Origin of the sequence: Cutibacterium namnetense (assembly GCF_001642025.1) — a bacterium.
Classification (GTDB): Bacteria; Actinomycetota; Actinomycetes; order Propionibacteriales; family Propionibacteriaceae; genus Cutibacterium; species Cutibacterium namnetense.
In genome coordinates this window covers 98,116-124,371 of sequence record NZ_LWHO01000001.1, presented here as the reverse complement: position 1 = coordinate 124,371, position 26,256 = coordinate 98,116, and the positions used below count along the sequence as shown (strand labels likewise).

General features: G+C 61.0%; 24 protein-coding genes, 1 tRNA gene and 2 pseudogenes. 7 read left to right on the top strand and 20 right to left on the bottom strand.

The window, feature by feature from the left end; all coding sequences use genetic code 11:
* Positions 1-26: 26 nt before the first annotated feature.
* The 11 genes and pseudogenes from A5483_RS00510 to A5483_RS12290 all read right to left on the bottom strand — a co-directional run.
* A complete protein-coding gene (locus tag A5483_RS00510; protein WP_063810673.1) occupies positions 27-2,801 on the bottom strand; it encodes a LysM peptidoglycan-binding domain-containing protein in 2,775 nt (924 codons plus the stop codon).
* Positions 2,798-3,307, bottom strand: coding sequence for a TadE/TadG family type IV pilus assembly protein (locus tag A5483_RS00505; RefSeq protein WP_002550137.1), 510 nt, complete (start codon positions 3,305-3,307; stop codon positions 2,798-2,800). The genes A5483_RS00510 and A5483_RS00505 overlap by 4 nt, the downstream gene beginning before the upstream one ends.
* Entirely contained in the window at positions 3,304-3,684 is a 381-nt protein-coding gene (locus A5483_RS00500; RefSeq protein WP_176607917.1) for a TadE/TadG family type IV pilus assembly protein, read from the bottom strand. Before A5483_RS00500 ends, A5483_RS00505 begins: the two co-directional genes overlap by 4 nt.
* A complete protein-coding gene (locus tag A5483_RS00495; RefSeq protein ID WP_063810671.1) occupies positions 3,681-3,893 on the bottom strand; it encodes a hypothetical protein in 213 nt (70 codons plus the stop codon). Before A5483_RS00495 ends, A5483_RS00500 begins: the two co-directional genes overlap by 4 nt.
* A gap of 69 nt (positions 3,894-3,962) precedes the next feature.
* Positions 3,963-4,865, bottom strand: a complete 903-nt coding sequence (locus A5483_RS00490; RefSeq protein WP_063810669.1) for a hypothetical protein — start codon at positions 4,863-4,865, stop codon at positions 3,963-3,965.
* Positions 4,858-5,739 carry a type II secretion system F family protein gene (locus A5483_RS00485; protein ID WP_002550211.1) on the bottom strand — a complete coding sequence of 294 codons (882 nt, stop codon included), beginning with the start codon at positions 5,737-5,739 and terminating at the stop codon, positions 4,858-4,860. The genes A5483_RS00490 and A5483_RS00485 overlap by 8 nt, the downstream gene beginning before the upstream one ends.
* Positions 5,730-6,926, bottom strand: a complete 1,197-nt coding sequence (locus A5483_RS00480; RefSeq protein WP_176607922.1) for a TadA family conjugal transfer-associated ATPase — start codon at positions 6,924-6,926, stop codon at positions 5,730-5,732. The genes A5483_RS00485 and A5483_RS00480 overlap by 10 nt, the downstream gene beginning before the upstream one ends.
* A 278-nt stretch (positions 6,927-7,204) precedes the next feature.
* On the bottom strand, positions 7,205-8,023 hold the full coding sequence (locus A5483_RS00475) for a hypothetical protein (RefSeq protein ID WP_063810665.1): 819 nt from the start codon (positions 8,021-8,023) through the stop codon (positions 7,205-7,207).
* Positions 8,023-8,496 carry an SAF domain-containing protein gene (locus A5483_RS00470; RefSeq protein ID WP_063810926.1) on the bottom strand — a complete coding sequence of 158 codons (474 nt, stop codon included), beginning with the start codon at positions 8,494-8,496 and terminating at the stop codon, positions 8,023-8,025. The genes A5483_RS00475 and A5483_RS00470 overlap by 1 nt, the downstream gene beginning before the upstream one ends.
* A 415-nt stretch (positions 8,497-8,911) precedes the next feature.
* A complete protein-coding gene (locus A5483_RS00465) occupies positions 8,912-9,571 on the bottom strand; it encodes a hypothetical protein (protein WP_063810663.1) in 660 nt (219 codons plus the stop codon).
* A 67-nt stretch (positions 9,572-9,638) separates the two neighbouring features.
* Positions 9,639-9,770, bottom strand: a pseudogene (locus A5483_RS12290) (GNAT family N-acetyltransferase); the annotation flags it as partial.
* A 131-nt stretch (positions 9,771-9,901) separates the two neighbouring features.
* Between A5483_RS12290 and A5483_RS00455 the strand changes: the two are divergent.
* Positions 9,902-10,780: a patatin-like phospholipase family protein gene (locus A5483_RS00455; protein ID WP_063810661.1), complete on the top strand. Its 879-nt coding sequence runs from the start codon at positions 9,902-9,904 to the stop codon at positions 10,778-10,780.
* Positions 10,781-10,783: 3 nt separating this feature from the next.
* Here the strand turns inward: A5483_RS00455 and hisC are convergent, their stop codons facing one another.
* The gene (hisC, locus tag A5483_RS00450; protein ID WP_002550115.1) at positions 10,784-11,842 is read right to left on the bottom strand and encodes a histidinol-phosphate transaminase; all 1,059 of its coding nucleotides are present in this window, start codon (positions 11,840-11,842) and stop codon (positions 10,784-10,786) included.
* A 199-nt stretch (positions 11,843-12,041) separates the two neighbouring features.
* On the opposite strand from hisC, the gene A5483_RS10985 reads away from it, so the two are divergent.
* Positions 12,042-12,515, top strand: a complete 474-nt coding sequence (locus A5483_RS10985; RefSeq protein ID WP_075261046.1) for a hypothetical protein — start codon at positions 12,042-12,044, stop codon at positions 12,513-12,515.
* Positions 12,509-13,246 carry a hypothetical protein gene (locus A5483_RS00445; RefSeq protein WP_063810659.1) on the top strand — a complete coding sequence of 246 codons (738 nt, stop codon included), beginning with the start codon at positions 12,509-12,511 and terminating at the stop codon, positions 13,244-13,246. The genes A5483_RS10985 and A5483_RS00445 overlap by 7 nt, the downstream gene beginning before the upstream one ends.
* A gap of 272 nt (positions 13,247-13,518) precedes the next feature.
* Here the strand turns inward: A5483_RS00445 and A5483_RS00440 are convergent, their stop codons facing one another.
* Positions 13,519-14,277: a DeoR/GlpR family DNA-binding transcription regulator gene (locus A5483_RS00440; protein ID WP_063810657.1), complete on the bottom strand. Its 759-nt coding sequence runs from the start codon at positions 14,275-14,277 to the stop codon at positions 13,519-13,521.
* Positions 14,278-14,409: 132 nt separating this feature from the next.
* On the opposite strand from A5483_RS00440, the gene A5483_RS00435 reads away from it, so the two are divergent.
* From A5483_RS00435 to A5483_RS11750, 3 genes and pseudogenes are all read left to right on the top strand, one after another.
* A complete protein-coding gene (locus A5483_RS00435) occupies positions 14,410-15,054 on the top strand; it encodes an HAD family hydrolase (protein ID WP_002548109.1) in 645 nt (214 codons plus the stop codon).
* Between the two features lie 353 nt (positions 15,055-15,407).
* Positions 15,408-15,748, top strand: a pseudogene (locus A5483_RS00430) (hypothetical protein).
* Between the two features lie 762 nt (positions 15,749-16,510).
* Entirely contained in the window at positions 16,511-16,768 is a 258-nt protein-coding gene (locus A5483_RS11750; RefSeq protein ID WP_233500964.1) for a Fic family protein, read from the top strand.
* Positions 16,769-16,943: 175 nt separating this feature from the next.
* On the opposite strand, the gene A5483_RS00425 is transcribed toward A5483_RS11750, so the two are convergent.
* From A5483_RS00425 to A5483_RS00410, 4 genes are all read right to left on the bottom strand, one after another.
* A tRNA-Ile gene (locus A5483_RS00425) sits at positions 16,944-17,017 on the bottom strand.
* A 94-nt stretch (positions 17,018-17,111) separates the two neighbouring features.
* Complete coding sequence (gene rbsD / locus A5483_RS00420) at positions 17,112-17,495, bottom strand: D-ribose pyranase (RefSeq protein WP_002549818.1); 384 nt, start codon at positions 17,493-17,495, stop codon at positions 17,112-17,114.
* On the bottom strand, positions 17,492-18,421 hold the full coding sequence (locus A5483_RS00415) for a ribokinase (protein ID WP_002549821.1): 930 nt from the start codon (positions 18,419-18,421) through the stop codon (positions 17,492-17,494). Before A5483_RS00415 ends, rbsD begins: the two co-directional genes overlap by 4 nt.
* Complete coding sequence (locus A5483_RS00410) at positions 18,418-19,455, bottom strand: LacI family DNA-binding transcriptional regulator (RefSeq protein WP_002549771.1); 1,038 nt, start codon at positions 19,453-19,455, stop codon at positions 18,418-18,420. Before A5483_RS00410 ends, A5483_RS00415 begins: the two co-directional genes overlap by 4 nt.
* A gap of 333 nt (positions 19,456-19,788) precedes the next feature.
* On the opposite strand from A5483_RS00410, the gene A5483_RS00405 reads away from it, so the two are divergent.
* Positions 19,789-20,817, top strand: a complete 1,029-nt coding sequence (locus tag A5483_RS00405; protein WP_052647612.1) for an L-lactate dehydrogenase — start codon at positions 19,789-19,791, stop codon at positions 20,815-20,817.
* On the opposite strand, the gene A5483_RS00400 is transcribed toward A5483_RS00405, so the two are convergent.
* From A5483_RS00400 to gyrB, 3 genes are read right to left on the bottom strand one after another with little or no spacing between them, the layout of a single operon-like run.
* Entirely contained in the window at positions 20,798-21,430 is a 633-nt protein-coding gene (locus A5483_RS00400) for a DUF3566 domain-containing protein (protein ID WP_063810655.1), read from the bottom strand. The two genes, A5483_RS00405 and A5483_RS00400, sit on opposite strands and share 20 nt — an antisense overlap.
* Positions 21,423-24,086, bottom strand: a complete 2,664-nt coding sequence (gene gyrA, locus A5483_RS00395) for a DNA gyrase subunit A (RefSeq protein WP_002549745.1) — start codon at positions 24,084-24,086, stop codon at positions 21,423-21,425. The genes A5483_RS00400 and gyrA overlap by 8 nt, the downstream gene beginning before the upstream one ends.
* Before the next feature lie 41 nt (positions 24,087-24,127).
* Complete coding sequence (gyrB, locus tag A5483_RS00390; protein WP_176607902.1) at positions 24,128-26,185, bottom strand: DNA topoisomerase (ATP-hydrolyzing) subunit B; 2,058 nt, start codon at positions 26,183-26,185, stop codon at positions 24,128-24,130.
* Between the last annotated feature and the right edge of the window lie 71 nt (positions 26,186-26,256).

The following is a 26,256-nucleotide window of genomic DNA, read 5'->3' as shown; positions in this document are numbered from 1 at the left end:
ACCCTCGACCTTGATCGCGGACACCCTCAGACCACCCTGGCCCGCGCGCGACCTTCCATCACCTCTTGCAGGACGGTGATGGTGTCCTCTGACAAGTCCACACCAAGCCGTCGCGCCTGACGAGACAGTACGTACACCAGCCTTTCGACCTCCCCGCGATCGTCGAGTTCATCCGCCAGTTTGATGCGGGCCACTAGCAACACCTCGTCCTCGGGGCAGGCGACGGTAGCTCTGGCTAGAGCCCGGGACGCCAGCTCGACGTCTCTCATTTCCATGGCTCTCCGGGCCACCTCGACCCCGATGTCGCGAACCATCTGGATCATGTCGATCCGCCATTCCTCGGCCCAGTGCCATTGGCCGGGAGCGGCATCAGCCAAAGGAGCCCCACGGACAAGGTCAAGGGCGCTCACAAGGTTGGCTAGCGGAGCCGTCGATACTCCCCCAGACACCAGTAGCTCGAGCCTTTCCCAGTCGCTCGTGACTGTGTCTGCGAGGCGCAATGAACCGTCGTATCCTTCCGGAAGGTAGGGGCGACCGGCGTCATCGGTGCCAAGCCAACGGCGCAGGCGAGAGACGTTGGAGCGCCGGGTCGGCTCGGCAACCATGAGTGCATCAGCCATCTGGACCGACCGCGCTCCTGGGTGACACAGCAGCCAGGCGCAATACTCCAGGCATTGGCGTCGAGCCTTCGTCGGCGGATTTCCCCGAGCCCCCAGCAGGTCAACCGGGCCGAGAAGCCGCAGTATGGGCGACGGCACGTGTTCGCCGGTGACGGGCAGATGGGCGACATCACTCGTCATAGTCGACGTCACAGTTTCCTCCTCGACGGGCAGATGGGCATCAATGGGCGGCAGCACAGCGCAGGGATTGGCCATCACCGGTGGAGGATCGGATCCCTCCTCCTCGCCTCGTCGCGGCTCCCACCATGGGGCGGGCTCTGTATCAGACCGAGCGGTGGTCTCAAGCAATTCCACAACCGCACGACGCATTGGGGCAGTGACGATCTGTGGGGTAAACGACCGGCCCTTGAACTCCGCATGGTCGCAGTCGGTGACGGTGATCTCCTGGGCACCGACCCCTGGCATGACAACGACAATGCCCGCTGCAGCAAGGGACGCGGGGCTCGGAAGGTCGAGAAGGTTCGAGGAGAGGACAACCCTGGTGATCGTCCCGGGGTACTCGCTGGGTTCGTTGGAAAGGTCAGCTAGCCCCTCGACAACCTCGCCCTCGTCGGCGAGTTGTACGTCGTCGCTGCCGGTATGGGCCAGCCAAGCAAGATCGTCACCCACCGCGACGATGTCGATACCGCCGCTCCAGGGTGCCGCAACGAGGGACAAGCTAATCGAGGCAACCATCGCAGGAGCCAAGTCTTCAGCGCCATTTACTGTTAATACCCCGCCAACATCGGCAAGGTCCACCACGACCGGCGTCTGAGGGTCATACGTTCCTAGCACGACGGTGGTCGGGGTCATGGCGTCAGTGAGGGCAGCAGTGTCCTGCGGTGAAGCAGACTCGTCGAGCTGATCTGCGGCGGCGTCAAGAACACGCTTGGCCCGCCGGGGCTCTCCAGATACGACTGGTATGCGTCTTCCCAGCGGCCGGGCGAAGAGTTGCTGGCAGCGCCGAGTGGTGACTGTGCCAGCAACCCCACCTGCCAGGAACAAGCTCAGGCCAGCTAGTGCCGTCCGAAGTATCTCGGCCGGGTTTTGCCCGACCTCAGCCATGCTCACTACCTGGTCCGCCCCGGCAGCCTTTTGAGGGTCGACGCTCGTCTCATTCACAGTAGCCGCAGTGTCGTCACCCACCTCAGGTAGTGCCTCGGGCGGAGTACTCTCGGTGATCGGCGCCTCGGCAGGAGCCGAGCGTTCTCGCCCACCGCCTTGCTCATCGGCGTGCTGACCAGACGCCAGCTTGTCCTCGGCTGGAGAGTCCGGCAAGACCAATTCCCAACCGGGCTCGATGGAGTCCGGGTCCGCAATGATCCCCTCATTGAGATGCCAGATTGCTGGCCAGGACGAGGCATCCCCTAACTGTGTCTGAGCAATCCCACTGAGGGTGTCCCCTTGCTCGACAGTGACAGTCCGAACGTTCGACGTCCCCGGTTGCGCAGCGATCTGGTTGAGTTGCTCAGCATCGATCGGGCGACCGGCGCCGGTGTGGCCGGCAGGCACGGTCACCGTGGCTCCTGGAAGAGCAAGTCGCTGACCGGCGACGAGATGGTCAACGTCGACATCGGGGTTGGCTGCGGCGATGCGTCGCCAGGAAGTGCCATCGCCATACCAGGTCTCGGCGAGTGTCCACAGATCGTCATGGGGGCCAACTGTGACAGTCATGACGTCTTCGTCGTGCTCCGTGTCGTTCTCGCTGCTCGCCTGAGCCTCAGACGCAGGCTGCGGGGTGGCCGCCGCAGTGGCCACTACCGATATCGGAGCGGGTGGGACAGCTGATCGCGTCAGTGGTGACAGCACAGTCAGGCTCGCCACCAGCAGCCCTGCCGCGATCCCCTGAATCGCACCCAGGCAAGGAAGCTTCACGTGATGACGCTGACTCGTGGCCATTCCGACAGCCTCGGCGACGACACAGACACAGAACACTGTCCAGGCCACCCAGCCGATCACGGTGACAACGGTGAGGAACACCGATCCGTCGTCAGGGGTCAGCCATCCTGCTGGGCGCAACACGGTGGTGGCATCAAGGTGTCCCCATGACACGAGGGCAGCTGGGGAGCCCACCACCAGAGTGAGGAGGGCAACCATGGCCAAGGCGCCGTGTACTCGGGCGCGGACAGTTGAGATCTTCATGAGTATCGCTCCCGATGGCTGTCGAGGGTGGAGCGGGCCACCGACTCGACGTGGAAGGCTCCCGGCATTCCCGGGACGAGGAGGTCAGACAGTCTGACGGTGCACCTCACCCGTGCTGAGGTGGTGCCAGTGGACCCGGCAGGAAGCGCAAGGTCAGATGAGTCCACAGCAATTGCAGGGTTACTGCATCTGGTGCCAGCCAACTCAGCCAGGCCGGCGCGCTGCCCAACGACAATGCCGTCACCAGCCGAAGAGGCCACTGACCCAGCTCGAGCAGCAACCTCGGCAGCCGACTGGGCGTCAGCCTTTACTTCAGAAATTCGCCAGCCGCCGGTGGCTACCGCAGCAATCATGAGAAGGGTAGGCAAGATGAGTGCGGCTTCGACAGCAACTGCCCCGCGGTAGCGCCGATGGCGTCGGTTCTGCCAGGTATTGCGGTGTCGATACCGCACGCGGTGGATGAGGTCGAGAGGACATGACGTTCCCCCATAGAAAGGCCAGATCATGTCCCCTCCTCGACGGCGACTGCATGACCCCTCACCGCGACAGCAGCGCCAAAGAGTGCCGCAGCCCGTCCTTCAACATCGACTCTGATGAGGGAATCGGTCGTACTCACTGTGACGGTGACGTCGGTCACCTTCGAGGCCCGGGCGACATCGCGCGCGGTGGCCACGGCTTCACCCGCGCGCGAACCTCGCAAAGCTTGCACGCGAACTGCTGCCCGGGCCGCTTCGGTGACGGTGGCCCGTGCTTGCAGGACGACCGCGGTCTGAATGACCGCGACTACTACTAGCAGGACGACGGGCCACACCAGCGACCACTGGAGGGACTCGGAAACGCCACGCTCCCGGCACTGTCGATGCTCGGATCGACCTGGACTCATTTCGGCAAGTTTGACGACACATAGCCCCTGATCACGGTAACAACCACCGTCGCTATCGAGACCGCCCCCACCAACAAGATGGCGTTTTCGGTTGACTGGCTGAGCCCTCTCTCGTCGCGTTTCTCGACGAGAGGGGAGATCCCCGCCATCATCGGTAGAACGACCGAAGCAACGGTATTGACGTGTTTCATGGCGACCTCCTTGGTCATTCGCACCGGTCTTTCCGGTGACGTCGTGTGCCCCGTAACGGGTCGGGGATGCGAGGGTGTGAAACGTAGTCATGAGGCGACCCCCGCCATGATCAACAGCGGTGGAGTGATGAGCACCAAACCCAAGACGAGGACGGGGATAACCATCCAGATCGTCAGGGATTCCGAAGTCGTCTGGGCGTCGACCTTCTCCTGATTGAGGTGGGCGTCCCTCATCTCATGGACTCGAGCGCGCAGCGCTGCGGCAAGGGATGCTCCCTGGTCATCGAGTCGTAGCACCTCAACGAGTTCGGCAAGTTCCGGCAAATCGAGTTCGTCTGACAACCTGTCGAGACCAGCCCACGGAGACTGCTGTTCCAACCGGGAGCGCTCCAGTGTCATGCGGATACGCGCCAAGACGGGGTGATCACTCATGTGCGCCGCCTCAACGAGAGCCCGAGGAGCTGACTGGTTAGCCAACCGGGCGAGCGTGACGAGATCGATATAGACCAAGACGGCCTCGGCGGCGTCCTGACGCACTGCTTTGGACCGTGATCTGATCCGAGTGTCGGGAATAAACCATCCGACAGCAGCCAGAACTATCGCCAAACCGACCGGGGTTACCGGCACAGTGTCCCCACAGGCAGCAGCCACAGCTCGTGCTAGGGCTGGGACGAGCATCCCTCCCATGGCCATGACGGCCTTCTCAGTCACCAGATCACCAGGGGTTCTTCCTTGCAACACGAGGGTGCGACGAGATCTCTGGCTCACCACCCTCGGCCAACGGATCGCTGCTCGCGCTCCCCACCGCTCCAACCGTCCGCCCTCCAGACTGGGGCCAACGATGGCGTCTTGACGCCCATGATCGGACAGTCCTGCCAGAGCGTCGGACAGTCTCAAGGGCGCATGACGGCGGCCAGAAATAACGAAGATTGGGGCGCATGCCAACAAAGCCCCACAGATAGCAGCGAGGACGGCGGTGGACTCAGCCATAGTTCGCCTCCCCAGCACGCCGAAGGAGGATCCGGGCACGACGTCGCGGCTTACTACGCCGGGATAGGGCGATCAAACCGACGAGGTATAGACCTGCGTAGCAGCACAACAGCAGCTGGCCGACACCGGTGCGGTAAGGAACCAGATAGTCCCGGCCAAGAATGAGGGCGCCTGCCAACACGATGCCGATGATGATGCTGACTTGCCGCACAACGATCCGCGGTTTAGCGCGCTCAGCTCGTATCTCTCGAGCTGCTCGGATGCGTTCCTGGAGGGAGGCCGCGAGAGCGTCAAGGGTGCTGGTGGCCCCCGTCCCGCCACGTTCGGCGGCCATCATGATTGCGGCAATAACCTGGTCAGCGTCGGCGCTGTCAAGGTCATCGGCAAGGCCTTGTAGGGCAGATCGGGTGTCCCACCGCGAATCTAGCCGGGCTACCACTCGGGTGAGTGGTTCGATAAGGAGTTCGGGGGCTTGACGACGGGTCGCCCGGATGGCATCAATGACGGATTTACCTGTCGATGCTGACCCGCTGACCAGACGCACCCACCGTTCCAGGGCACGCATGACGTCAAGGTCATGGCGCGGTGGATCAGCCAACAAGGCAGGGACGACAACTGCCAGTACTGGCACGATTGCCAGCACAACGGCCCACCCCGTCACCACATAACCCACGACACCAATTCCCAGACCAGTGAGGCCACGAACGCGACTGCGGCGGGGTAGCCGGGAGAACCAGTTGTCCACTGTTGTCCACAAGCCTGTGGATTGTCCTGTGGATAACTGGTGAATCGGAGCGATGCCGACGCCTACCATGATCACTCCCCCGACGAGAAGTCCGCCGAGCAGTGCGGCAAGTGCGGTGCTCATACCCATTTCGTCACCTCCGGCTCGTAGCGAGACAACTCGGCGACGAGAGCGGGATCCGGGTGAAACACGCCTGGATTGGTTGGCGTTGGCGCAGCATAGGTGAGGTGGGTGATCGGTCGTCTATTCTCTAACGCCCCGGTGAGTTGGCGGATCTCGGTGATGTGACGAGTTCGGGTGCCTCCTCGCCAGGTGTCATCGACCAAAGTGACATGCACGAGGAACGTGATGTTGTGCGCAATCTGGCGATAGGCCTCCTCAATCGTCATAACCCCTCCCATCGCGACCCGTCCAGCCAACCGATCCATGGTCGAGGTGGCGGAATGGGAATGGGTGGTGCTCATGGTCCCGGCACCGGCTTGCATAGCCTCAAACATGGCGGCCGCCTCGACGCCACGAACCTCACCCACCACCAGACGCGAGAGGTTCTGACGCAATGCCTCCGGGATAAGGTCGGCGACCGTGAACTCGCCCAGACAGTGCCCGTCCACTTTCTCTCCCAGCCCCACAGTGGCCTGTAGAGCGACCATATTGTCGCGATCTGGGTGAAGATGAGTGAGCAATTCGTAGTCAGTTTCAAGAGTCCCGAACCGCTCGGTGGGTGGGATGGCATCAACCAAAGCCCGCAGCAGCGTCGTCTTGCCTGCACCCTGGTCTCCAGCGATGACGATGGACCGGCGCGCCAGCACAGCCGCACGCAGCAGCACCCCGACGTGGTGGGGCATCATCGCGGTATTGACGAGGTCGTCGATCGTCACCCTCGTCAGGGTGTGGTGGCGAATGACGACCGAGGGCCGGTAGGACAGCCCAAACCCGATAGCGTGCAGTCGATATTGGGATCCCAACGCCACCGTCATGGTGGGGTGAGCGTCGTCAAAGGGTCGGGGCGGGTTGGCCGATTCGCCGAGGAACCGAATCGCCTCGACGAGCTCAGCGTCATCGTCGGCTACTGCGGGGCCGGGCTCGCGTCGTCCATCCCCGTACTGCACAAAGACCCGGTCGCAGCCATTGATTTCAATGTTCTCCGCGTCTTGGATCTCGAAGAGAGGCTGCAGCCGTCCGTACCCGAAGATGGCATCCATGACCGCGCGGACGTACGCATCTTTAGTCTGCGTACTCCACAGGGCTTGCCCTTCAGCTGTCAATTTCTCGGCGTGGGATTCGACAGCCTGCCGCACGATCGACCGGCCAAGCATTCGCACATCGTCGCCGCTCAGGTCGACACCGGTACGTTCCCGGTGGGACGCCCGCTCCGACGAGATACGTTCAGATGCCTTCCGACGCAACGTAACGACGGTGCGCCAGTCAATGCCCTTAGCCTCGAGTCGTCGTGGGGTAGGACGGACAGACACCGTTGCAGGCGATACGTGTGGTGCCGGGGAGATGCGCGACAGCAGACTGGCGAGGTCCTCCTCTCCCTCACGTGGGGCGATCGGGGCGTCTTGTGTATGTCGGCTTACCGCCTGGTCGATTGTCATGACGCCACTCCTATGACCGACGCGTTGAGCATTTCAGGTCCAGCGATGTTTTGATGTGCTTGACGGACCCGCTCCCGCATGGACTCCGCCATGCTTTGCACACTCGTGGCGTAACGTCCTCGCGACCAACGCTTCCCCGCTGGTTCTCCGTCGGATAGCACCGCGGCCGCACGAGCATCAAAGACGACGTCACCGAACACTGGGAGACCAAACTGACGACCGATCTCGCGTGAGCTGTAAGGCCGACCGGGGCCAACAACGACAAGCCCCACGGTCCCGGTGGTTGCCGAGGACATTGCCTCCACTTCCTCAACTCTCATAGATAGTCCAGCTAGCTGACGCAGCCGAGATCCCGTCACGATTCCGATGAGGGATGCGCGGGCAACGAGGCTCTCAGGCAGGGCTTGCGGCGCCAACCGGCCTGCGTCAACAATGACGTCAACCCCCGCCTGACCAAGATCGATCATGGCGCTGACGAGGCTCGACCACGCTGCTCCCATGAGGGAGGCTTGTCCGAGGTGCCCATATCCGCTGAGGAGCCCAACCATCCGGTCTTCGGAGTCGTGGGGCAGTGGGATGGTCTCCTCCCACATCGCTTGAACTGGGTCAGCACCGTCACGAAATGCTGCAGCCAAGCCAATAAGTCCGGAGCGCGATGGGATGCGTCCCGTCAGGTACCCCGATTCGATCACATGACCGGGGCACGGGTCGGCGTCGGCAAGGATGACGTCGCGCGGCCAGGTGAGTGCCAGACCGAGAGCCGTCGTTGTCAGGCCTGGGGATCCCCCAGGGCTGGTCAACAGGATGATCGACATCACTGGCCTCTTTCGACGACGGCGATGCGGTCTAGGGAAGCGAGGCCAGCCAGCCGGGCAGCATTGCCGGAATCGACCTCGACATCGACCAACCAGCTGCCATGATCACTCGTCGCTTTGGGAGCTGCGACGACTACCGCATCAACTGTTGAGAGATTCGTCACAGGTTCCGCGTCCTTATCAGAGCTGGTTTCTACCAGGGTGACGTGGGCACCGGCGGGTAGGTAGACGGTAGGTAGGCGCCCGGCAGCAAGTCTGAGGCCTACCCGTGCGCGCCCTGGAGCCACCCGCAGCTCTCCCACCGAGTGAGACCCGAGAAGTTGTCCCGGTGACAAGTCAACTAAGGCATGGCGGCCAACGATCTGGTCAAGTTGGGAAGCTGGAATTGTTGCGACGGCCCGGTCGACAGCCACTGATGTCAGCCCGACATCGGCAGTACGAACGACTTCTCCCTGCCCCACAGCTCGCGTCATGACGAGAACTTGGTTGGCGTGCGAGGCGCGATGCCAGGCAACAGCTCCCCCCAAGCCGCCTAGGCATGCACATAGCACCCCTATGACGATGAGGCGCGGCGAGCGACGAAGGCGCGGAGATGGCGTCGCTGCGCGAGTAGATATTGGAGTAGTCGTCACGGACATGGCCGCGAAGCTATGCCTCCGCTGACATGAGCTACAAGAGATGCACAGAAGATCTGTGGACACCGAAATCGGAGTGTCAGGCGCCACTCGCACATAGCACGCTGTCCACAGCTACCCACAAATCCTGTGGATAACGCTGGGGATAATGAAGGTACGCGATGTTCACGACCAGTGGGCAACAGCCGTCGAGCGGATCACACTCGGGGGCGTCATCACTCACCACGATCTAGCCGCCCGAATCTCCGACCCACTACGCCAGATGGACCTGACCAGTGAGCGTCCATCCCAGCCCGGGATCCACTGCCCCAGCGGTGTCGCACACCACAACGGTGGCCGTCACATCGAGTTGTTCAGCGGTCTCGTAAGGATAGTTGGCCCCGACCATGAAGGATTCTCCTGGCCCTAACACGTACGGCGGCCGCGCAGTCCCCGGAGCGAATGGGGTCATCACGACTTTGTGGGCCGCATCAGCCCTGGGGGCCGGCACCGACACCAACGGCTGACGCCAGCTCCAGTTCGGGTAGCGCGCGGTGATCGTCACCGTCCCCAAACCCAGATTGATTGGTTCCTGTGACACATTTGTGACGATGTAGCGCATCAGCACGATTGACGAGCCCTTGCTCACCACCGGAGTGCCATCCTGCGGATCCACCATGATGGAGTCTTCGGGAGCTTTCGCTACTGCCACTTGGTCCACTTCAATGCGAATACGGTCATCACCAAAGTGCCCCAGCTTCTTGCCTAATCGCGTCACTGGAATAGCCCAGGCCGGGTGTGCGTCAGTACCCTGCAGGGCTTTACCTGCCGAAACTGTCGGGGTTGACTGCGGCCCAGTTAGAGGTTTGAGGGTGCTACACCCCGATACCAGGGCGCAAGCCAGCAAGACACTCGTGACCACACCGCGGCGCATATCCTCACCTCCGTCACAAGTCGTCACGCAGTAAGGCCATCGTCACCAAATCCCAGCGATGCCCCTGCTACGGTCGTGGCTGCGGAATCCTGCCACATTCTCGATATTCCACAACACTGACACAGTGGATTATTCTGCCATTGCAGCTCTACGTAGTCAGAGTCACCACCTGAGCATCGATGGCGGCAAAGGTCGCCTCGGGCAACTGCGAGCCGACGGCCTTAACATTCCCGACCTGTACAGGGCCATCACAAGGGGAAATGTCGCGCGGTGGGCTCATGACCCCATTTTGCCTGTCCAAGACAACTCGGTGCGTGGCAGGCTGGATCCATGACGACTTCCATAGACGGTACAGCTCTGGTCCTCGAAGGAGGTGGCATGCGTGCCGCTTACACCAGCGCCGTCGTTGTCAAGATGCTCGAGCTGGGGTGGAAGTTCCCGCACGTTTCCGGTATCTCCGCTGGTTCCAGCCTCACCGCTAACTACATCTCCCGCGATCCCGAACGCACCCGTCTCAGCTTCACCGATTTCGCCGCGGACCCCAGGCTTGGCAACCTCGGCACCTGGCTGGCAGGGCGTGGATACTTCGATGCCGAGTACATCTACCAACGAACTGCCGAACCCTACCAGGCCCTTCCTTACGATTTTCGCACCTTCTGCGCTTCGAGCCAGGCCATCCGCATCGGCGCAACCCGCACCAGCGACGGCGGGCAGGAGTGGTTCACTCGCGAGGACATGAAAACAATGAATGACCTCATGGTGCGGGTACGAGCCTCATCAACTATGCCGGGATTCATGCCACCGGTAACGATCGAGGGTGTCGAGTACGTCGACGGAGCCTTGGGAGACTCGGGTGGCATTCCCATCGACGGTGCCCAACTCGACGGCTACGACCGGTTCTTCGTCGTCTGCACACAGCCCCGCGACTACGTCAAGAATGAGATCAAACGTCCTCAGGTGCTTCGACAGTTGTTCCGACGCCGCCCTAGCGTCGCCGAAGCAGCCATTGCCCGACCGGCCAAGTACAACGCTACCCGTGAGATGCTGCGCGACCTTGAGGCAGACGGGAAGGCCTACGTCTTCTATCCACGCGTGATGCCCGTGACCAATAAGGAGAAGAACGTCACAAAGTTGCGTCAGGCCTACGCTCTTGGGATGGCCCAAGTCAACGCCGAGCTGCCGCAGTGGCGGGACTTCCTGGGAGTCTGAGCCTCAGCCCTTGACGGCCTGGGATAGTGCCTCGATTGCTCGGTCGTTTTCTGCGTCCAACCCAATCGACAGCCGAATCCCTTCCCCGCTCCAGCAGCGTGCGAAAACGCCGTGGGAAACCATCACTTCGTCGATCCGATCGGTGTCGTCGCCCGTGGCCAGCCAGAGGAAGTTCGCCTGGGACGGCACGATCTTCCAGCCTTGGCGGGTCAGTTCGTCAAAGACCCGGGTGCGCTCGGCGACGATCCGGTTAACCCTCTCGTTGAGCTCGTCCTCGGCTGCCAAGGAGGCGATCGCGGCCTGCTGGGCCAGGGTGGTCACCGTGAACGGGGTGGCGACACGTCGCAGGTCGTCGCTGATCTCGGGGGCGGAGATAGCGAAACCGATACGCAGCCCGGCCAGCCCGTAGGCCTTGGAGAAGGTGCGCAGCACGACGACGTTGGGGTGATCATTGAGAAGAGTGAGACCGTCCACAGCGGCATCGTCCCGGTTGAAGTGGCAGTAAGCCTCGTCCATGACGACGACCACGTTCTGCGGCACCCTCGCTAAGAACTCCACCACCTCGTCGGTGTGCAGGACTGTTCCGGTCGGGTTGTTGGGGGTGCACAGGAAGATAAGTCGGGTGCGGTCGGTGATCGCGGCGGACATCGCGTCGAGGTCGTGACGCAGATCCTTCGTCAACGGCACCGGGACAGGGGTGGCCCCGGCGACCTGGGTCAGGATTGGGTAGGCCTCGAAGGAGCGCCACGGGAAGATAATCTCGTCACCAGCGCCGGCGAAGGCATGCATGAGCTGGCTGGCTACCTCCGTCGATCCAGCCCCCACCGCCACCTGGCTCACGTCGACGCCGAAGTGACCGGCGATACTGGAGCGTACTTCCTCGGCACTCATCGACGGGTAACGGTTGAACCTCGGCAGGGTGCGCGTGACGGCTTCAACCACACTCGGCAGTGGTTCGAAAGGGTTCTCGTTGGATGACAGCTTCACAGCGTTCTCGCCGTGACTTGCCCCTTGCTTGTAGAGCGGTAGTCCTCGAACAACATCGCGTCGGTCCTGACTCACGTCATCCTCCCATTCAACGTTCGCTAGAACTCTTTCACACTCCCCCGACAGTCGCCGTCGCGATGCTCTACTACATCTGACACGGACCAGCCACGCTGTACTTGACTCCGATCCTTCGGCCGACCCCCTCGGGTGATACGAGTTATTTATGTATCAAAAACCCGCTGTAGCCCTGCTGGCCCTGACACTTGCCTTAGCAGTGCCTGCTACCGCATCCGCCTCCCCAACCACATCTCCATCCCCCACTGCTAGTGGCAATAGCGACTTAAGACCCGAACAGGGTTCCGCCAAAGTCGCATCCAAAGCCGCTCCCTTCATATCTAAAATAGACGATCCTCACTATTCATCCAGTCATGCTGGAAGTGTCAATGTCCATGGATGGTGGCTAGATAAGTATAACAACTTCAGCGGAATGAAGGCCCGAGTTACGGTTTATCTGTGGGCCAAAAAAGGGTCGCAGTGGGTCCAAGTGAACAAGATTCCTACCAAGAAGAACCCGGTGACTGTCTATGCCGGGGGAGGCGGCGGCAAACGAGCCTCAGGATCAGTATCCTGTCGTAGTCACACACCTACTTGGTATCACGGACAAGTTGATGTAGACATCATCGACGCCATCGACACATCCAATCGACCCAACTCACATGACGTGGAATTAAACTGTCAACCATGGTAAAAGAACAACGCCCATGCATCATCGGCAACGTAGCCATCAGCACAACGCTCCACCTCGCACCCAACGATATCGGAGCATTCACCAACACCGATGAACTACGCATCCTCATGGAATCAGCCGAATCCCACGGCTACTTCGACCCACCCCCACTAGAAAACCGGGAATACCTCATAGAAGAACCCATCGGAGTAGTCGTATCCGACTCCAGTCAACCCGAATATCTCACCCTACGCCTAGACTCTCACCCTGAGCGCCACATCCTCGGACGACCCGGCATGAAAATCATGCTCGTCCTCGCCGACGCCCTCCGACTCATAGGGTTATCCACCCCCCAAAGCATCGACGTCGAATGCGTCTATTTCGACCCCCACGACTGGGATCTCCTCAACCCAGACCCCGAGGACCACGCGGATATGATCTGGACCCTCAGCCGCGAGGTCTGCCGATGGATGTCTCCTTACCTCACCCACACCTGGCACACCACCGCCACCACCAACCCCGACCTCGACCCTCACCTAGCACAAAACACCATCAACCGCTGGTTCCCACCAGACTTCGAATACCCCTGGCTAGGACACACACCCCAAGCCCACCAAGAAACCCTCACCTGGCACATGCCCGACGACATCACAGCCCTAGGCTGGCTATTCGACCTCATCACCCTCCTCCAAGGCCAACCACCACAACACATCCACGCCACCCCAACCGAACAAAAAATCCGACCCTGGTAAACCCACCACAAACACAGATGTAAATCAGGGAACTCGAAAATTCTCTACACAATCACAAGTACCTCACACACTGGATAGGAACACCGTCTTTAACAGTCGCACTCCCTATTAATCTCCTAGCAGCATGACTTACTCGAAAACAAACCGGCAGTGCCTAGGATCGCGCAGACAACATGAAAGCGTCGGTCTTGGGCACCTAAGACTCAACTTGGCTACCGGATCCTGCAAGAGATTCTCTAGATAGCCGAGAGTCGTGCGTTCCTCAGAACTAGTCAGTCGGCGACGTGGACCCTACTTCCCGCGGCCCGGAAAGCGTCAAGCGTTACCTGAGGCGCATCTCGCGTGGTGACCAAATCGTCGATGTCCTCGATGTCACCGAAGCGAAAACTTGAGGTTCGTGAGAGCTTGTCACCCGTGGCAGCTAGAACGACCCGGGCCGAGGACGCAAGGATGGCGCGTTTCACCTGGGCATCTTGATGCGTCGTGACCGTCAGGCCCATGGCAGGAGAGGCAGAACATGTGCCGACGATGGCGACATCGGCCCGGAACTCACCTAGTGCACGCAGACATGAAGCAGCCTCGTAGCGCAGGCTTTCGGGCATAAGCGTTCCATCCGGCGTGCTCACGGTAGCCACGCCGCCTTCGCCCAGGGGCAGCGCGGCGCGCAACGAGAGACACAAAGCCGTGATGGGGCGTTCCTGAAGGGCCTGCGCCACGGCGACCATGGTCGAGCCGTTGTCGATGATCACGGACATGTCGTCAGTCACGAGGCGGGAGACCAGCTGAGCTATGGCAGCCTTGCTGTCAGCATTCTCGGCCGACCGCAGGGAGTAGGGCATCGGCGTGCCACGCAGGTTCACCGCCACCGCCCCGCCATGCACCTTGCGCAACTGTCCGTGGCCTTCAAGGTCGGTGAGGTCGCGGCGGATCGTCGCCGGCGAGGCACCGGTGAGCTCCACGAGTGTATCCACCGACGTCGGTGAGGCCCCGAGAGAGCCGATGATCATTTTCTGGCGAAATAATCGTTGCATATGATTATTTAATCATGCACGCTAGTGACATGGCTCATCAATGGCAGCGAATCTGGGCCGTCCTCAGCACCAAGGGCCTGGCCATCACCGCAAGCGTGTGCCGCCAGTTAGCCGGACAGGACGGAGATAACAATGACACGCACTGATCAACAACTGGCCGACTTCCAGGCGGTCCTCTTCGACATGGACGGGACGCTGGTGGACTCCACCGTAGCCGTCGAATCCATCTGGTCGGCCTGGGCTGAACGGAACAGCATCCCCACCGCTGACGTCCTGGCCTGGTGCCATGGCCGCAACGTGGCCGCGACCATCACCCATTTCCTGCCCCACATCGCCCCGGAAACCCTCCAGAGCATGGTGAGTGCCCAGCTAGACCAGGAGTGCACACAGCTCGCCAGCGTCAAGCCTGCGGCCGGCGGCCTGGAGCTCCTCATCTGGCTCGACGCCCACCACATCCCGTGGGGCGTCGTCACCAACGCGCCGCGGCGACTCGCGCTCGCCCGACTCGGCGCGGCCACTATCGACCCACCACTCCTGGTCACCCTCGAGGACGTCGAACATGGCAAGCCGGCGCCCGACGGCTACCTCCATGGAGCCCGCTCCTGCGGTGTCGCGCCAACCCGAGCGCTGGCCGTGGAGGACTCTGCGCCCGGCATCGCGGCAGCACGTAGCGCCGGCACCGTAGTCGTGGCTGTCGGGGGACGCAAGGATGCCGACGTCGTATGTCACGACCTTGTCGACCTGCACCGCCTACTCGCCCAGATACGTTCCAAGTAGCCTGATCGAGAGAGCAGAAGACCGTGAACATCACAACCTTGCAAACTCAGGGTGAGCGAGCGGTAGCCACCAGCGCCCACACCATCGAACCGCCAGTCCATGACGGGGCGGGACGCTGGCCACTGAGTATCGTCCTGATGCCTCCACCACCTGCAGAGAGCGTTCTGGCCGCCTTAACACAGGAAGCTATCTACCTCGCCGGGACAGACCACTTGCACAGTGGGGCTGTGGGCTGTGCACATGTCACCGTCCGGGCGCTAGAGAACCGGCGACCAGTACCACCACAAGATCCATTCGCGGCCAGTTGCGCGAGCGCGCTTGACCGAGCTTGTGCTCACCACGCGCCCTTGTTCATGAAACTTGAGCGCCTCCTAATAACCCCCGGCGGCGTTCTTGCGCTCCTGCATCCCACCAGCCCGGACGCCGATGAGTTCCGCACCTACACGCTCGGCCACGAGCTCGGACCCAACGCCTACCGAGAAGGCATCCTCAGCCCCCGAGATCTCTGGTACGTGTCCCTGCTCCACTTCCGCGGCCCCATCGAGCACCCCAAAGATCTCGTGACCTGGAGCCACCAACAACTCGCTCCGATCACATGGGCCTTCCCCGATGCGGCGCTGTGTACCTACGAAATTACTACCACGGCGATGAGCCCCGCATCCGCCACACGGCCGCGTTCGGGCGGGCGATCTGACCGCACTACTTTAATGCGACCAGTGGAGTGGATGGCAGGCAGAGTCAGTAGCCCCGGCCGTGTTACTCGCGAGAGACCGTCGTGTCCTGATGAAAGCGGGCCCGTCAAGGCGACGTGAAACAGGGCCTCCATTCCTCTGAGAGAGATCTCTAGCGATCACCTGAGGGGTTGTGCTGTCAGTAATAGAAGGTGGTTCCTCGTTCAAACAGTTAGAACTCGCTGGTCTCTGGTGCAGCACCCGGGGGCGATAGATCGAGTCGCCCTGTTCCAGGTCACGCATTTCGTCACATCGTAGTGTCTGCCGATGCAGACGCTCCGCTTGACGAACGTCAGAAGTCGGTAGTCGATGCCGTAATGAAGTATTACGGGGCGCTGGACGGCAAAACGCTTAGCCGCCTGACGCATGCCGAAAACCCTTGGCGAAATGCACGTGGGGACCTCCCGGAGAACGCGCCATGCTCGACGCCAATTTCTCCGGAGACTATGCGCCGAACCTACTCAGCCCAAAGTAGGGAGGGCAAGGGTCCTCGCCGTGCGGCTGGCGCCATTCGCGAGGTAGCCAACATGACCGATGTTCTCCGCCACGCGTCCGATGCCAGCAAGCGTTGGGATCGCACGCTGTCGTTGCTAGCGCAGTGATCCGCGAACTAACGATCAAGCACTGCCTCGCAATCTACGAGCAGGAGGTCCATGCGGCCCCCTTGCTTCGTCGCGATCTGCTCGAAGCCGCCGTCGCCGCGCCCTACGCGAGCTTCGACGGTCATGAAGCATTCCCGACCCTGGATCGACAAAGCAGCTCGGCTAGCCTTCGGCATTGCCCAAGCGCAGGCCTACCAGGACGGGAACAAGCGCCTTGCTTGGCTCTGCACCGCGCCGCCTCTACCAGAACACTCGCATTACCAAATACGCGGGACCGTTTCCAGCAACTACAGACGCGGACGCTCCAAGCATGGTGACCCACTCCCCTATTATTCCGAGCTGAGACGCTGCAATGACGCATCTCTAGCACGCCAAACGTAGGGATAGGCGTTCCTGCTTGCCCTCGTCGCACATAACCATTGCCAGCACCACGAAGACGAGTAAACGCCATGACGTGCTTCTCTCCAAACGGAACTACGATCCCGCAATCGAGGACCAAATCCTCTACCACAATCGCTGTAGTGAGACACCCCTTTGCCAAAGGGGACATTCATTGTGGGCCTAACTGGACTTGAACCAGTGACCTCCGCCTTATCAGGGCGGCGCTCTAACCGACTGAGCTATAGGCCCGAACCTCGATCGGTTGCCCGACCGCGAGTAAGAACTCTACTGGATCACGCTCCGAAGAACCAAATCGGGATCCGATCGGGGTGTCACACACCCATCAAAACGGCACTCCACAACGCACGATGACGTTGGAATACGGCGTCGTCTCTCCCGTCCGCACGACGAAGGAGACGCTGGGAAGCTCCTTCTTGAGGTCCTCATGGCTGACGATCTCAACCTCCTCAATCCGGCTCCTCACCCACTGCTCCGGTTCATGCCCGAGAGCCTCGTGAGCAATCGTGGCTCCCTCCACGACCACTTCGTCGAGGATGGCGTCGAAAACCTCCTGGAACCTCGGGGTTCCCAGCACCAGAGCAAGGTCAATAACCGGGATCTCATGAGGAATTGGCAGCCCGGCATCAGCGATGACAAAGGTCTGGGTGTGCCCCAATCTGGCCACCGCCGCACACAGTTGGGGATTAAGCAGTCCGCTCTTTTTCATGCCTGTTCTCCTTGACGAATATTCTCGACTTCCCCAACACTGGGGTAGGAGGCTTGTGCCCCCGGCTTGGCCACCGTCAGAGTCGCCACGGCGGTAGCAAAGCGGCAACCCTCGATGAGAGAACGGCCCCGAGCCAGCTCCGCAGCCAATGCACCAACAAATGCGTCTCCCGCACCGACGGTATCGACAGCCTTCACGGTCGCCGCAGCCACGGCGTCGAACCCTTCCGGCCCGCCGACGACGCATCCGGCCGAACCCAGGGTGATGACGACACTGCGACACCCTAGATTCAGCAGTTCCCGCAAAGCCGCGTCGGAGTCATCCTCAAGATGGGGAGTCGTCGATCCCAGCACCGTCGCGGCCAACGCCGCTTCGTGTTCATTGACTACCAGCGGGTCAGCGAGGCGAATCACTTCCGGGTCAACGTCAATAACCGGTGCCAGATTGAACACAAATCGTTTGGCGCCGCGAGCAGCTTCAGCGATCCCGTCAGGCGGAATCTCACCTTGACACACCACCACGTCAGCGTCCTGGATTCGCTTAGCCTGAGCCCGAACGGTCTGCGCGTCAATGGTTCCGTTCGCGGCCGCGATGACGATGATCGAGTTCTCCCCGGTATCCGCCACCATGACGACGGCCGTCCCCGTCAATACGTCACGACGGGCCACACCATCAAGACCGACGCATTCCGATAACAGGGATAGGGCGGTTTCAGCCGTCGGATCGTTCCCTACAGCTGCGACCATTTCCACCTGAGCTCCGCAGCGCGCCGCCGCAAGAGCCTGATTAGCTCCCTTACCGCCCGGGGTCAGCGTGGCCTCACCTCCGGTCAGGGTTTCCCCCGGGCCCGGAAACCTCTCCACGCCGATCCTCATGTCGGCATTGATCGATCCGACGACGGTGACTTTCGCTGTTGCGCCGCTCATTCGTAATCCTTCACGTTGTCCTCGGCCATCAGCACAACCTTGGCCGTTCGAGTTGATGCCCTGACGATGAGGTGGGTGTCCAAGCGGACGGAGCTGGTGGGCTCCCCAGACATGGCACGATCAAGCAGATCGACAGCGGCCTTCCCCATGGTGTCAATAGCCTGGGCCACGACGGTCAGAGCGGGATTGGTGAGGCTGAATACCGGCAAGTCGTCGAAACCGACCAGATCAATCTCGTCACCGATCCGGATCCCCTGGTCAATGCATGTCCGCAGCGCCCCCATCGACATGAGGGAATCGGAGGCAAAAATGGCAGTTGCGCCACTATCAAGTAGCTGCCGGGCACCCACGCGTCCCGATTCCTCCTGAAAGTCACCTTCGGCGATGAGGTCCTCGTCAACCTGCAGCCCGTGTTCAGCCAACAGTTGTCGATAGGTCTGGTAGCGCTCCAAACCGGTTGAGGTTTGCTGTGGGCCGGTAATGAAACCAATCCTGCAATGTCCACAATCCACCAGGTGGTTGACGGCCTGTCTCATTCCATTCCAGGGATCAGAAGTGACAGCTGGCAGCGAGGATCCCACGATGTCACGGTCCACGCACACCACCTGAACGCCGTCGTCAACTAAGTTTTTGACGGCCTGCCCGCCGCTGCCAGTGGGCGTCACGATCGCCCCGTCTACTCTCTGACGACGCAGAGTGTTGATGTACCGGTTGAACTGGTCGGGAGACTCGTCGGCATTGCACAGCACAGTTGCCCAACCATGAGCGAGGCACGCGTTCTCAACGACCGATGCCAACTCCGCAAAGTATGGGTTACGGATATCCGGGACGACCAACCCGATGACGCCACTGTGGGATGAACGCAAGGACCTAGCGTGCGCGTTCGACAGATAGCCCAACTGCTGAGCTGCGTTGTGCACCGCGCTGCGGGAGGCCTCGGAGGTCGCAGAACTGCCGTTGAGAACTCGCGATGCCGTTCCTAGTGACACTCCTGCCAGCCGAGCGACATCCTTGATCGTCGTGTTACGAGTCACCTTCCCCTCCTCTCGTCATCGAGTGCGAGGTGCTGAAAAGCCATTCCCAAGCCCAACTCATGGAAACGTTTCCATGAATGCGTGGCTTTAACGGAATCACATTGCGCAGCCAGTGTCAAGGCAGCACTACGGAATCTGCCCCACGCCCTCGGCTACCCCGCCAGTCACCCGTCGGCTATGGCCCCATCAAGGCTGTGGCAATCCGGCACACCACACGGGGGCGTGCCATGTGGAGTGGCACCTAACCCAACGACGAACACATTTGCCACACCAGGTCTAGAGCCCTCCACCGCAATCTCACTGTCAGAGACTGCTGACGCGCCGAGTGAGACGATGAACGTCAACGGAAGGATCACATCTATGTCAACTGCACCGCACCTCGTCGTCATCGGAATCGGCCACGTCGGCTCAGACGTCGTCACCAACGCCGCAGCTCTAGGACTCTTCTCACGCATCTCACTCATCGACGTTGATGAGAAGGTCCGCGACGGCCAAGCCCTCGACAACCATCAGGCCACCGCCGTCGCCCCGGCCATGACGAGCACCATCACGGCCGCCGACTATGACGCATGCCGCAGCGCCGACGCCATCATCATCTCCGCTGGCCCCTCCGTCCTGCCCGACAGTTACGGCGGCGGCCATGACTCACGTAATTCACTGGCCCAGATCAATTCGAAGGTCATCCGCGAGGTGATGGGAAACATCTGCCAATACACTCACAGCGCGCCCATCATCCTCATCACTAACCCACTGGACGTCAACGTCCATATCGCGGCAACCGAGTTCGACTACCCGTCGAATCTCGTCGTGGGCACCGGAACCGCCCTCGATTCAGCCCGACTGCGCCGCCACCTCGCCGATTGGGCCGGCGTAAGCCCCGACTCGGTGCAAGCTTTCATGCTGGGCGAGCACGGGGCGACAGCATTTCCCTACCTGTCGCATGCATCAATCGGTGGTCTGACCCTCGCCGAGGCGACTACCGCCCTGGGGCTGGAACCGTTGTCCCCCGAGCAGGTGGGCAACAGCGTCGTACAGTCGGCCTTCGATGTCCTTGAGGGCAAAGGATGGACGTCCTCGGGCATCTCGAAGGCGGCAGTGAGCTTGGCACGGGCCATGTTGCTCGACCAGCGGTCCATTCATCCGGTATGCACACTGGCCGACGGGGTACTGGGATTCCACGGCGAGGTGTCCCTGTCCCTGCCAGCGGTGGTCGGTGGCCACGGGGTCGAACACCACCTCGACATCGTCCTGGACGAGTGGGAACAGGAGAAACTGTTGGCTTCGGCTGCGGCGGTACGGGAGGTCTACGAGTCGGTGCGCAGTTCCGGCAACGGCACCGAACTCAATCCTCGGCGAGGGTGACCTCCAAGCCTCCCATAACCTGAGCAGCCAGGTTATAAAGGAAGCTAAACAACGTCGAAATCGCCGTAAACAGCACCGCATTGATGGCACCTATGAGGGCCGTCAAACCCAGCACGCGCCCAGTATTGACGTAGTCAGACAGCTGGAACTTCGACGTCGAGCTTGGCGAACTGATGAGGTCATTAGCGACCTTATTCAGAGAATCAAAGGCACCCGAAGCACCTATGATGCCCCAAATGATCCAGGTTGCGATGAAGAGAATCACCGCGCCAGCCACACCGAATAGCAGGGAGGTCTTCATGACCGACCACGGGTCGACGCGGGTCAGGCGCAACCGAGCCTTACGTGTGCGCCTGGCAGCGCGTGTCGGCTGATGCCCCTGAGGCGAACGGCGTGACTCCTGCTGGTTCGGGGCCTTCTCCCTTTGGGCAGCACGCGAACCGGCACGCCTCACCGGGGTAGACGCCGTCGTCCGCTTGCGATCAGATTCCCGAAGCGGATCAGAGCGCTCGTTGCCCTCCCCGTGGAAGATACGACGGGCGTCACCGGTGGTCCAGTGGGTTGCCTCCAGATCATCGGGACCCGGATGCGTCACCTTCTTATTGTCACTCACCGTTGTCCTCCGGCTCCATCTCGCTTTCCGCCGTATCGACGGCCCGGTCGCCATCCACAATATCGCTTTGCAAAAGCACATCCCCCGGTTCACTGTGTGCGGCATCGCCTTCAACGTTTTCCACCGGCTCTTCGGAAACGTCCTCGTCGACGGCTTGCTCGGGGTTGAGAGCGATAATTGAGACAGCGTCGCCACCGCGGACGGAGACGAACTTGACCCCCATCGTGGAGCGTCCCTTGGCAGGAACCTCTGACACGGCCGACCGGGTGATCTGACCTGACGACTTAATCGCGATGATCTCGTCAGCCTCGCTCACCACCAGGCCGCCAACGAGAGAGCCACGTTCCTCGTTGAGAGCCATGGCTTTGATACCGAGCCCTCCGCGTCCTTGCTGGCGATACTGCGAAACGGCACTCCGCTTGGCATAGCCACCGTCAGTAGCAGTAAAGACAAACCGATCGTCCTCGGGCATGTCGGAGTGGATGATCGACATCGACAGCAGCTCGTCGTCATCCCGGAATTTCATGCCGGTAACCCCTGAAGTGGCACGTCCCATCGCGCGCAGCTGGTCGTCGCCAGCAGAGAATCGGATTGCCTGACCTTTGCGACTGATGAGCAGCACATCGTCAGCGGCGGAGCACTGCTCAGCACCGATGAGTTCGTCATCGTCGGTGCGGAAGTTGATGGCAATGACGCCGGCCTGACGCGACGAGTCGTAGGCCTTGAGAGCCGTCTTCTTGACCATGCCCTTGCGGGTGGCTAGCAGGAGGTACTCGGCATCTTCGTAAGACCGCAGAGTCATAACCTGCGCGATCTTCTCGTCAGGCAGGAAGCTCAGTAGCCCAGCGACGTGACCACCCTTCGCGTCACGACCAGCCTCCGGCAGCTGCCACACCTTGGTGCGATAGACGCGTCCCATATTCGTGAAGAACAGGATCCACTGATGGTTGGTGGTGGTGAACAGCTGCGCCACCTCGTCGTCAGCACGCAGACTGGCACCGCGAACCCCCTTGCCACCGCGCTTCTGGACTCGGTACAGGTCGGTACGAGTCCGTTTGGCGTAGCCGCCCCGAGTGATGGTGACGACGACGCCGTCGTCAGGGATGAAATCCTCCTCGGAGAAGTCTCCGTCGGCCGCGATAATGCGGGTGCGACGCTCGTCACCGTACTTATCGACGATCTCGGCAAGTTCGGTGGAGATGATCTCGCGCTGGCGGTCCTCGCTAGCCAGGATTGCTTTGTACTCCGCGATGAGGCGCTCGAGTTCTTCGAGCCGGTCAATGATCTTTTGACGCTCCAGGGCAGCCAACCGACGTAGCTGCATATCGAGGATGGCGCGAGCCTGAATCTCGTCGATATCGAGCAGCTCCTGCAGGCCGGTGCTGGCGGCCTCGGTGTTCGGGGAGCGGCGAATGAGCGCGATGACCTCATCGAGCATGTCCAGTGCCTTGACGAGGGCTCGCTGGATGTGAGCGTCCTTTTCGGCCTGAGCCAGGCGATACTCGGTACGCCTGCGGATGACCTCCATCTGGTGGTCAATCCAGTAGCTGATGAACTGGTCTAGTCGCAGGGTGCGCGGCACATTGTCCACTAAAGCCAGCATGTTGCAGCCGAAGGTGTCCTGCAGCGCAGTGTGCTTGTACAGGTTGTTCATAACCACACGCGGCTGGGCGTCGCGCTTGAGGACGATGACCAGACGCTGACCGGTACGAGCTGAGGAGTCGTCACGGATGTCGGCGATACCATTGATGCGACCGGAGTTCACCAGGTCGGCGATCTTGGTGGCAAGGTTGTCCGGATTGCACATATAAGGCAACTCGGTGACAACTAGGCACTGGCGTCCCTTCTTATCTTCTTCCATGTCGATGACGGCACGCATCGTCACCGAACCGCGACCGGTGCGGTAGGCGTCCTCGATCCCCTGCCGACCCACGATGAGGGCGCCACCGGGGAAGTCCGGGCCCTTAATGCGCTCCAGACACGCCTCGAGTAGCTCTTCTTCGGAAGCCTCGGGGTGAGCCAAAGACCACTGCACGGCCTCGTTAACCTCACGCAGGTTGTGAGTCGGAATGTTGGTGGCCATGCCCACCGCGATACCCGAAGAACCGTTGACAAGCAGGTTGGGGAACCTCGACGGCAAGACGACCGGCTCGGTCTCCTTGTTGTCGTAGTTGGGCTGGAAATCGACAGTGTCCTGGTCGATATCGCGAACCATCTCCATGGCCAGCGGGGCCATTTTGCATTCGGTGTATCGCATGGCGGCCGCGCCGTCGTTACCCTGAGACCCGAAGTTGCCCTGCCCCTGCACCAGCTTGTATCGCATCGCCCACGGCTGGGCCAGACGCACCAACGTGTCGTAAATGGCCGAGTCACCGTGGGGGTGGTACTTTCCCATGACGTCGCCGACGACACGGGAGCACTTATTCCAGCCGCGGTCGGGGCGGTAACCGCCGTCGTACATCGCGTAGATAACACGACGGTGCACCGGTTTTAGGCCGTCGCGCACATCGGGCAGGGCTCGCCCGACGATGACGCTCATCGCGTAGTCGAGATAAGCGTTCTGGATCTCGTCACGAATCTCGACCGGCTGGATTCCGACGTGACGGCCGGTCACCAATCCTTGACGGTCCGCCTGGTTCTGCTCGTCGTCAGCCATGGAGTGTCCTTTGAATAATCAGTGGATGAGGGAATGAGTGCTCAGATGTCGAGGAAACGAACGTCCTTGGCATTGCGCTGAATAAACGATCGGCGTTGTTCAACGTCCTCGCCCATAAGGATGGAGAACATCTGGTCGGCCAAGGCGGCGTCCTCAAGGGTCACCTGGAGTAGTAGACGCTTGTCGGGGTCCATAGTGGTGTCCCACAGATCCTCGGCATCCATCTCGCCCAGACCCTTGTACCGCTGAATCGGATTGACTTGGGGCAGCTTCTTGCCGTGAGCCAGACCATCCTCGCGCAGCAGGTCACGCTCCTCGTCGGAGTAGGCCAGCTCGTGAGGCGAGTTCGTCCAGCGCAGCCGGAACAGCGGGGGTTGTGCCAGGTAGACGTGGCCAGCGTCAATGACCGGGCGCATGAACCGGAACAGTAGGGTCAGCAACAGGGTGCGGATATGAGCGCCGTCAACGTCGGCATCGGCCATGAGGATGATCTTGTGATAGCGCAGTTTGTCCAAATCGAAGTCCTCGTGGACACCGGTTCCTAGCGCGTTAATGATCGACTCGATAGTCTCTGAACTCAGCGCGCGGTCGAGGCGGGCTTTTTCAACATTGAGGATCTTTCCTCGCAACGGCAGAATGGCCTGGATGCGCGGATCACGACCCTGAGAGGCCGAGCCACCGGCCGAGTCGCCCTCCACAATGAAAATCTCGCATTCCTCCGGATGGGTTGAGGAGCAGTCCTTAAGCTTGCCCGGCAGCGACGTCGACCCCAGCAGACCTTTACGGTTACGGGCCAAATCGCGGGCCTTGCGAGCGGCTACACGGGCCTGGGCAGCAGCTTGGGATTTTCGGACGATGCTCTTGCCCTCATTGGGATTCTCTTCGAACCAGTCTGAAAGCTTCTCGTTGAGGGCTCTTTGGACGAAGGACTTGGCCTCGGCGTTGCCGAGTTTGGTCTTCGTCTGACCCTCGAACTGCGGCTCAGTCAGCTTGATGGAAACGACAGCTGTCAGGCCCTCGCGGATGTCGTCACCGGAAACACGATCTTCACGCTTCTTGATGAGTCCCCACGTCTCACCCCACCGGTTGACGGTGCTGGTGAGAGCAGCACGGAAACCCTCCTCGTGGGCGCCGCCTTCGATGGTGTTGATGGCGTTGGCGAAGGTGTGGACGCTGGTGGTGTAGGAAGTGTTCCACTGCATCGCGATCTCCAGGCCCATGCCTTCCTCGGGACGATGGGCTTCTAGGGAGATGATGGTGGGATTGATGACGTCGCGGGTACCGGTGAGGAATCGGACGTAGTCTCTGAGGCCTTCTTCGTAAAGGAAGTCCTCGTGGACCGGGTTGCCCTCCTCGTCGGCGTGGTCGGCGCGACGATCAGTGAGCACAATACGCAGGCCTTTATTAAGGAAGGCCATCTCGCGGAAGCGGTTCGATAATGTCTCGTAGTCGAAGACGATGGCATCGAAGATCTCGTCAGAAGGCTGGAAACGCACCGTGGTGCCCTCGCGGTCGTCGGGGCTAAGAGCTTCCAGCTGCTCCAGCGGACCGTCGGGCTCACCGAGGGTGAAGGACTGACGCCAGTGATAGCCATCCCGTCTCACCTCGACGATGAAGTGGGCCGACAAGGCGTTGACGACTGAGGAACCGACGCCGTGCAGACCACCAGAGACCTTGTAACCGCCGTTGCCGAACTTGCCACCAGCGTGCAGCTTGGTCAGCACCAAGGTGACGGTAGGGATGTGTTCGATGGGGTGCTCCTTGACGGGGATGCCACGTCCATTGTCGGTAACCTGGCACCAGTTATCGTCGAGCAACTCAACTTGGATAGTGTCGCAATAGCCGGCCATCGCCTCGTCGACGGAGTTATCGACGATCTCGTAGACGCAGTGGTGCAGACCGCGCTCACCAGTGGAGCCGATATACATGCCGGGGCGCTTTCGGACGGCTTCTAAGCCTTCCAAAACGGTGATCTGACCGGCATCGTAGGAACCGTCGACGGTGGTTGGGGGAAGTTCCGGATCCAGAGCGTCAGGATGATCGGTGACATCAATGAGAAGGTCCTCGGGGGTGTTCCCGTCGGTCACGGACTCGGGCATCTCGGGCTGGCTCACGGGCAATGCGCTCCTGTGTCTCTACAGAGGTCACGGTGACCTCCGGGTCTGGCGTC

What these genes read in the sequence shown, in the direction of transcription:
- A5483_RS00445 (WP_063810659.1), top strand. Translation starts at nt 12,509, where the DNA reads ATGGTAAAAGAACAACGCCCATGCATCATCGGCAACGTAGCCATCAGC.
- A5483_RS00465 (WP_063810663.1), bottom strand. Translation starts at nt 9,571, where the DNA reads ATGCGCCGCGGTGTGGTCACGAGTGTCTTGCTGGCTTGCGCCCTGGTA.
- A5483_RS11750 (WP_233500964.1), top strand. Translation starts at nt 16,511, where the DNA reads ATGAAGCATTCCCGACCCTGGATCGACAAAGCAGCTCGGCTAGCCTTC.
- A5483_RS00435 (WP_002548109.1), top strand. Translation starts at nt 14,410, where the DNA reads ATGACACGCACTGATCAACAACTGGCCGACTTCCAGGCGGTCCTCTTC.
- A5483_RS00500 (WP_176607917.1), bottom strand. Translation starts at nt 3,684, where the DNA reads ATGAGTCCAGGTCGATCCGAGCATCGACAGTGCCGGGAGCGTGGCGTT.
- A5483_RS00485 (WP_002550211.1), bottom strand. Translation starts at nt 5,739, where the DNA reads ATGGGTATGAGCACCGCACTTGCCGCACTGCTCGGCGGACTTCTCGTC.
- A5483_RS00505 (WP_002550137.1), bottom strand. Translation starts at nt 3,307, where the DNA reads ATGATCTGGCCTTTCTATGGGGGAACGTCATGTCCTCTCGACCTCATC.
- A5483_RS00475 (WP_063810665.1), bottom strand. Translation starts at nt 8,023, where the DNA reads ATGTCGATCATCCTGTTGACCAGCCCTGGGGGATCCCCAGGCCTGACA.
- A5483_RS00470 (WP_063810926.1), bottom strand. Translation starts at nt 8,496, where the DNA reads ATGACGCGAGCTGTGGGGCAGGGAGAAGTCGTTCGTACTGCCGATGTC.
- A5483_RS00490 (WP_063810669.1), bottom strand. Translation starts at nt 4,865, where the DNA reads ATGGCTGAGTCCACCGCCGTCCTCGCTGCTATCTGTGGGGCTTTGTTG.
- A5483_RS00510 (WP_063810673.1), bottom strand. Translation starts at nt 2,801, where the DNA reads ATGAAGATCTCAACTGTCCGCGCCCGAGTACACGGCGCCTTGGCCATG.
- A5483_RS00495 (WP_063810671.1), bottom strand. Translation starts at nt 3,893, where the DNA reads ATGACCAAGGAGGTCGCCATGAAACACGTCAATACCGTTGCTTCGGTC.
- A5483_RS00405 (WP_052647612.1), top strand. Translation starts at nt 19,789, where the DNA reads ATGAACGTCAACGGAAGGATCACATCTATGTCAACTGCACCGCACCTC.
- A5483_RS00440 (WP_063810657.1), bottom strand. Translation starts at nt 14,277, where the DNA reads ATGCAACGATTATTTCGCCAGAAAATGATCATCGGCTCTCTCGGGGCC.
- gyrA (WP_002549745.1), bottom strand. Translation starts at nt 24,086, where the DNA reads ATGGCTGACGACGAGCAGAACCAGGCGGACCGTCAAGGATTGGTGACC.
- A5483_RS00415 (WP_002549821.1), bottom strand. Translation starts at nt 18,421, where the DNA reads ATGAGCGGCGCAACAGCGAAAGTCACCGTCGTCGGATCGATCAATGCC.
- A5483_RS00480 (WP_176607922.1), bottom strand. Translation starts at nt 6,926, where the DNA reads ATGCTTGGCCGGTCGATCGTGCGGCAGGCTGTCGAATCCCACGCCGAG.
- A5483_RS00455 (WP_063810661.1), top strand. Translation starts at nt 9,902, where the DNA reads ATGACGACTTCCATAGACGGTACAGCTCTGGTCCTCGAAGGAGGTGGC.
- gyrB (WP_176607902.1), bottom strand. Translation starts at nt 26,185, where the DNA reads ATGCCCGAGTCCGTGACCGACGGGAACACCCCCGAGGACCTTCTCATT.
- rbsD (WP_002549818.1), bottom strand. Translation starts at nt 17,495, where the DNA reads ATGAAAAAGAGCGGACTGCTTAATCCCCAACTGTGTGCGGCGGTGGCC.